Origin of the sequence: Streptomyces parvus, from assembly GCF_014648875.1 — a bacterium.
GTDB classification, from domain to species: Bacteria; Actinomycetota; Actinomycetes; order Streptomycetales; family Streptomycetaceae; genus Streptomyces; species Streptomyces parvus.
Window position 1 is genome coordinate 722,048 of sequence record NZ_BMRY01000004.1, and the last position, 6,882, is coordinate 728,929.

General features: G+C 72.8%; 4 protein-coding genes and 1 pseudogene. 4 read left to right on the forward strand and 1 reads right to left on the reverse strand.

Annotated elements, in window-relative coordinates:
* Positions 1 to 27: 27 nt before the first annotated feature.
* From metE to IE140_RS16785, 4 genes are all read left to right on the forward strand, one after another.
* A complete protein-coding gene (gene metE, locus IE140_RS16770) occupies positions 28 to 2,352 on the forward strand; it encodes a 5-methyltetrahydropteroyltriglutamate--homocysteine S-methyltransferase (RefSeq protein WP_150195973.1) in 2,325 nt (774 codons plus the stop codon).
* A 127-nt stretch (positions 2,353 to 2,479) separates the two neighbouring features.
* Positions 2,480 to 3,445: an Imm49 family immunity protein gene (locus IE140_RS16775; protein ID WP_150195970.1), complete on the forward strand. Its 966-nt coding sequence runs from the start codon at positions 2,480 to 2,482 to the stop codon at positions 3,443 to 3,445.
* A 177-nt stretch (positions 3,446 to 3,622) separates the two neighbouring features.
* Entirely contained in the window at positions 3,623 to 5,206 is a 1,584-nt protein-coding gene (locus IE140_RS16780) for a pyridoxal phosphate-dependent decarboxylase family protein (protein ID WP_229826819.1), read from the forward strand.
* A gap of 70 nt (positions 5,207 to 5,276) precedes the next feature.
* Complete coding sequence (locus IE140_RS16785) at positions 5,277 to 6,683, forward strand: lysine N(6)-hydroxylase/L-ornithine N(5)-oxygenase family protein (RefSeq protein ID WP_150195966.1); 1,407 nt, start codon at positions 5,277 to 5,279, stop codon at positions 6,681 to 6,683.
* Positions 6,684 to 6,755: 72 nt separating this feature from the next.
* Here IE140_RS16785 and IE140_RS16790 read toward each other — a convergent pair.
* Positions 6,756 to 6,882: pseudogene (locus IE140_RS16790) on the reverse strand (electron transfer flavoprotein subunit alpha/FixB family protein); the annotation flags it as partial.

Here is a 6,882-nt window from a genome sequence, read left to right on the forward strand (position 1 = left end):
GCAGACACGCTCGCGAAGGAGAGTCACGTGACAGCGAAGCCCGCAGCCGCGGCAGCACGGGCCACCGTGTACGGCTACCCCCGCCAGGGTCAGAACCGTGAACTGAAGAAGGCCGTCGAGGGTTACTGGAAGGGCCGCGTCAGCGCCGACGCCCTCCGGCAGACCGCAGCCGATCTGCGCCGGGGAACCTGGCAGCAGCTCGCCGAGGCCGGCGTCCACGAAGTTCCGACCGGTGATTTCTCGTACTACGACCATGTTCTGGACACCAGCGTCATGGTCGGCGTGATCCCGGCGCGGCACCAGGACGCCGTGAACGCGAACGCCCTCGACGGCTTCTTCGCCATGGCGCGTGGCAACCAGGACGTCGCTCCGCTGGAGATGACGAAGTGGTTCGACACCAACTACCACTATCTGGTGCCCGAGTTGGGTCCGGACACGGTGTTCACGGCGGACTCGGCCAAGCAGGTCGCGGAGTTCAAGGAGGCCCTGGCGCTGGGGCACACCCCGCGTCCGGTCCTCGTCGGCCCCGTGACCTACCTTCTCCTCGCCAAGGCGGCCCCCGGTGTGGCCGCCGACTTCGAGCCGCTGACCCTGCTGGACCGGCTGCTGCCGGTGTACGCCGAGGTCCTCGCCGATCTGCGTGCGGCGGGGGCGGAGTGGGTGCAGCTGGACGAGCCCGCTCTCGTGCAGGACCGCACCCCGGCCGAGCTGAACGCCGCCGCCCGCGCCTACCGCGAGCTCGGCGGACTCACCGACCGGCCCAAGCTGCTGGTCGCCTCCTACTTCGGGAGGCTCGGCGAGGCGCTGGCGGTCCTGGCCAAGGCCCCTGTCGACGGGCTCGCCCTCGACTTCACCGAGACCGGCGCCGGCAACCTCGACGACCTCGCGGCCGCCGGCGGGCTGCCCGGCAAGCGGCTGGTCGCCGGTGTCGTCAACGGCCGCAACATCTGGATCAACGACTACGAGAAGTCCCTCGCCACGCTCGGCACCCTGCTCGGTCTCGCCGACCGGGTCGACGTCTCCGCCTCCTGCTCCCTGCTGCACGTCCCGCTGGACGCGAAGGCCGAGCGCGACATCGACCCGCAGATCGCCCGCTGGCTCGCCTTCGCCCGGCAGAAGACCGAAGAGATCGTCGTCCTGGCCCGCGGTCTGGCCTCCGGCACGGACGCCATCGCGGCCGAACTCGCCGCCAACCGGGCCGACCTGGCCTCCCGCGCCGATGCCGCGATCACCCGCGACCCGGCGGTGCGTGCCCGTACGGCGGCGATCACGGACGCGGACGGCCGCCGTTCCCAGCCGTACGCCGAGCGGACGCTCGCCCAGCGCGCTCATCTCGGGCTGCCGTTGCTGCCGACCACCACGATCGGCTCGTTCCCGCAGACCACCGAGCTGCGCACCGCACGCGCCGACTTGCGGGCGGGACGGATCGACGAGGCCGGGTACGAGGAGCGCATCAAGGACGAGATCCGCGAGGTCCTCTCCTTCCAGGAGAAGGCCGGGATCGATGTCCTGGTGCACGGCGAGCCCGAACGCAACGACATGGTGGAGTACTTCGCCGAGCAGCTCACCGGCTACCTCGCCACCCAGCACGGCTGGGTCCAGTCGTACGGCACCCGTTACGTCCGCCCGCCGGTCCTCGCCGGGGACATCTCGCGCCCCGAGCCGATGACGGTGCGGTGGACCGCGTACGCGCAGTCGCTCACCGACCGCCCGGTCAAGGGCATGCTCACCGGGCCGGTCACCATGCTCGCCTGGTCCTTCGTCCGCGACGACCAGCCGCTCGGCGAGACCGCCCGCCAGGTCGCCCTCGCCCTGCGCGACGAGGTCAACGACCTTGAGGCGAACGGCACTTCGGTGATCCAGGTCGACGAACCCGCGCTGCGCGAGACGCTCCCGCTGCGCGCCGCCGACCACGCCTCCTACCTGGAGTGGGCCACGGAGTCCTTCCGGCTGAGCACCAGCGGGGTGCGGCCTCAGACCCAGATCCACACGCACATGTGCTACGCCGAGTTCGGTGACATCGTCCAGGCCATCGACGACCTCGACGCCGACGTCATCAGCCTGGAAGCCGCCCGCTCCCACATGCAGGTCGCCCGCGAACTGGCCGCCCACGGCTACCCGCGCGAGGCCGGTCCCGGCGTCTACGACATCCACTCGCCCCGCATCCCCAGTACCGAGGAGGCAGCGGCCCTTCTCCGCAAGGGACTTGAGGCCATCCCGGCCGAGCGGCTGTGGGTGAACCCCGACTGCGGCCTGAAGACCCGTGGCTGGCCCGAGACCCGGGCCTCCCTGGAGAACCTGGTCGCCGCCGCGCGGGAGATCCGCGCGGAGCTGCCCACCGAAGCGGCGTGATCCGGGCCCGGTGCGGGAGCGGCCACCGCCGCTCCCGCACCGGGCCGTCCCCGTCCGCACCCGTGGGTGTCCGAGCCCGCTGATAGCGTGCCGCTTCCGGACCGAAGATCACGAAAGGACGGGGTACATGCGGGAAGTGACCTGCCATGAGGTGGACTCCCGGCGCCTGGACGAGGCGTCGGAAGGCATCGTCGGGCGGACGGCGGGGCGGTGGCACGGCATGCGCTACGACGACCCGGCCCCGCGGCGCATGCGCGAACTGGCCGGGGAACTGCTCGACCATGTCGCCGCCCGCATCGCGCAGGGAGCCGCGCTCGACGACGTGACGCGCTCCGCGCTGCTCACGGCGGCGGAGTGCCGGCTGGGGGAGATGAGCGTCGGCTGCTTCCCCGACGGTGACCAGGAGATCTTCTTCCCGCTGATCGGGGAGAACCTCAGCACCGAGGACATATCCTTCGGTGATGTCGTCGCCTCCTCGCGAGAGCAGGCCCCGTCGGCCCGTACGTGGCTCGACCTCTTCGCGGCCTGCCTCGTCAGCGGTCTCGTGTGGGACTGGCAGCGGGTGACCGGACTGCTGCTGCGGGGCGACTTCGCGCCCGCCATCCACGAAGGAGTTCCGTACTCCTCGCTCGCCTCGGAATCGACCCCGGCGGATCTCGCCGCGATGGACGCCCTGTGCCTGTATCTGACCGAGGCGGCCGGGCACCAGCCCCGCCACTGGCCCACCGTGACGCTGCGCAAGCCCGATGCGGCCGAGCGGGCACAGGCCGCCGCCGCGCTCGACGCGGTGGGCGAACCGACCCCCGATCAGCGGCTGTTGCGCGTGCTCCTCGACGACGAACAGCACGCGTTCGAGCAGGCGTTGGCAGACCGGCTCGACGCCTACCGGGAGAATGTGGGACCGGCTCCCGCGCCCCGCACCCTGCTGCCCCTCGACACCCTCGCCCTGGCCGCCCTCGCCGTCCAGGTGCACGGATGGGAACCGGGCGTCCGCTCCGGCTATCTGCCGGCCGAACTGCTGGGCTCCCCGGACGCACTGCGCCGGGCGGCGGAGTCGGGATCCAACAACTTGGGCCCCTGGTACGCGAAGTAGCCTCCCTTGGTGCGCGAAGTAGCCTCCCTGAGCAGGCGGATCGCGCGTCAATCGCACCCTCGAAGTTAGGTTAGCCTAACCAGCGAGCCCCGGTGGTGGATCTTTCCGCCTCCGGGGTCGCCCCGCGCGGGCCCGCTTCCGAACGACCCGTCCGCACCACGACCGAAGGTCCTCGCCATGCCGCCTGCTCCGCCCCCAACCCCCGGTGAACCCTCCGTGGAGCGTGGGGCGTCGGGCGCGAGCCCCGGTACGCCGCCGGTTCCTGGTGCCGAAGGCGTACGGGGAGGACGCGTCGCGGGCGGTGCGCACGGGCCGGAACACCTGCGGGCCCTCACCGCCATCGTCCTGGACGCCCTGGCGGACGCCGCCCCGGCCCGGGGCGGGCCGCTGCCCGCCGGGGGGCCCGAGGCCGTGGAGCAGAACACCCGGGCCCTCTGCTCCCCGGTCCTGCCGGAGGAGGGCGTCGGCCCCGAGGCGGCGCTCGGGGACGTGGTCCGTGCGGTCGCGGAAGGGGCCGCCGACCCGGCCGACCCCGCCTGCGTCGCCCATCTCCACTGCCCGCCGCTCGCCGTGGCCGCCGCGGCAGACCTGGCGGGGGCGGCCCTCAACCCCTCCATGGACTCCTGGGACCAGGCGCCCGCCGCCGGGGTGATCGAGGAGCTGACCACAGCGGCCCTGGCCCGGCTCGTCCACCCCACGGCCCCCGCCCCCGACGCGCTCATCACCAGTGGCGGCACCGAGTCCAACCTGGTCGCCCTGCTCCTCGCCCGGGAACGGGCGGCAGGCGGTCCGCTGCGCGTGGTGACCGGCGCCAACGCCCACCACAGCGTCCACCGCGCCGCCTGGATGCTCGGCCTGCCCGCCCCCACGGTCGTCGCCTGCAAGAGCGGCCGGATCGACCCGGCCGCCCTCGACCATGCGCTGACCGGCCTCGCCGGATCGCCGCTCCTGGTCGTCGCCACCGCCGGGACCACCGACGAGGGGCGCATCGACCCGCTCCCGGAGATCGCCCGCATCGCCGAACGGCACACCGCCCAGCTCCACGTCGATGCCGCGTACGGCGGACCGCTGCTGTTCAGCGAACACCTGGCTCCTCGGCTCGCGGGCCTGGAGCGCGCCGCCACCGTCACGTTCGACCTGCACAAACTCGGCTGGCAGCCCGTCGCCGCCGGAGTGCTGGCCGTCGCCGACGCCGGGATGCTCGCCCCGCTGTCCCTGCGCGCCGACTACCTCAACGCCGACGACGACACCGAGGCCGGACTCCCGGACCTGCTGGGCCGCTCGATCCGCACCACCCGACGCCCCGACGCCCTGAAGATGGCGGTCACCTTCCGCGCCCTCGGACGCCGGGGGCTCGGCGCCCTGGTGGAGCACTGCGTGCGTACGGCCGACGAATTCTGCCGGGCCGTCGACGCGCACCCCCGGCTCCGCCTGCGCCCGGGCGGAGCCGGGATCAGCACCGTCCTGTTCCGCCCCGCCGTGGCCGACGCGCTGGGCGACGAGGCGGGCGACGCCGTGGTCGCCGCCGTCCGCCGCACCCTGCTCGCCGAGGGGCGCGCCGTTCTCGGCCGCGCGGTGGCGGAGGACGGCGACGGCCGCAGCCGCCTCTGGCTGAAGGCCACCCTGCTGCACCCGAACGCCGCGACGGCCGAACTGCTCCCGCTGCTCGACCTCGTCACGGCGGCGGCGGACCGTGCCCTGCGGGAAGCCTCGGCGGCCGAAGGTACCGAGGCCCCCGAGACGGAAAGGCTGTCGCCATGACGTCGACGATGCGCACGACTCGCCCGGGACCGCCCCTCGCCGCACCCGCGACACCCGCCGGAGGAACCCGATGACACCCGGACCGCGCACGCCGCCCCTCGATCTGCTGGGGGTGGGGGCAGGGCCCTTCAACCTCTCGCTCGCCGCACTGGCCGACGGCGTTCCCGGGCTGCGCGCCGCCTTTCACGAGCAGCGGGCAGCCTTCCACTGGCACCCCGGGCTGCTCATCGAGGGCGCGACCCTGCAAGTGCCCTTTCTGGCGGACCTGGTGAGCCTCGTCGAGCCCACCAGCCCCTGGTCGTACCTCAACTACATCAAGGTCCGCCGCAGGCTCTTCCCGTTCTACTTCGCCGAGCGCTTCCACATCCACCGCTCGGAGTTCGACAACTACCTGCGCTGGGTGAGCACCGAACTGCCCTCCACCCGCTTCGGCCACCGCGTCGACACCGTCGCCTGGGACCCCGGACAGGGCGCGTTCGCCGTGGAGTTCACCCGGCTGGGCCCGGACGGGGAGACCCTGAGGACCGGGCTGACCCATGCCCGTAACCTCGCCCTCGGCGTCGGCACGGCACCCCACGTCCCCGAGCCGCTGCGGGAGCCGGCCCGCGACCCCGCCTCCCTCGTGCTGCACTCGGCGGACTATCTCGCCCAGCGGGACCGGCTGCTGGCCGTCCGCCACATCACCGTCGTCGGCTCGGGCCAGTCGGGCGCCGAAGTCCTGCTGGACCTGCTGCGGTCGAGGCCCGAGGGAGCGGAGGGGCTGACCTGGCTGGCCCGTACGCCGGCCTTCGCGCCCATGGAGTACAGCAAGATCGGTCTGGAGCAGTTCACCCCCGACTACACCCGCTACTTCCACGGACTCCCGCAGGCCACCCGGGACCGGCTCCTGCCCCGCCAGTGGCAGCTCTACAAGGGCGTCAGCGGGGACACGCTCGGGGACATCCACGACGAGCTGTACCGGCGCAGCCTCGGCGGCGACTGGCCCGACGTCACGCTCACGCCCGGCATCGAGGTCACCGGCGCCGCCACCACGGGGGAAGGACGCATCGAACTGAGCGTCGAGCACGGCCAGCAGGAGGCGAAGGGCCGGCTCGTCACGGACGCCGTCGTCCTCGCCACCGGCTACCGGGAGCGCCCCGTCGACACGCTGCTCGCCGCCCTCGCTCCGTACGTCGTCCGCGACGAGGCAGGGCGTCCGCAGGTCGACGCGGTCCAACGGCTGGTGCTGGCACCGGAGATCGCCGGTTCCGTCTTCGTGCAGAACGCCGAACGGCACACGCACGGCGTCGGCACACCGGATCTGGGCCTGGCCGCCTGGCGGTCCGCCGTCATCGTCAACGCGCTGACGGGCAAGGAGTTCTACCCGCTGCCGGAGCGCACGGCGTTCACCACGTTCGGCCTCGGCACACAGGACCGGGACGACCAGGACCGTGGCGAGCGGGGCACGTCGGCACGTCCGGCCGAAGAACGACGCTGACGGCCGCGGCCGGGCCGCACGGTGGGGATTTCACCGTGCGGCCCGGCCGCGTTCTGTTCACTTACCGGAAGATCAGCCCTTGCGGGTGTTGATCTCGTCGGTGAGCTGGGGCACGACGGCGAAGAGGTCGCCGATGACGCCGTAGTCGACGAGTTCGAAGATCGGGGCTTCGGCGTCCTTGTTGATCGCGACGATGGTC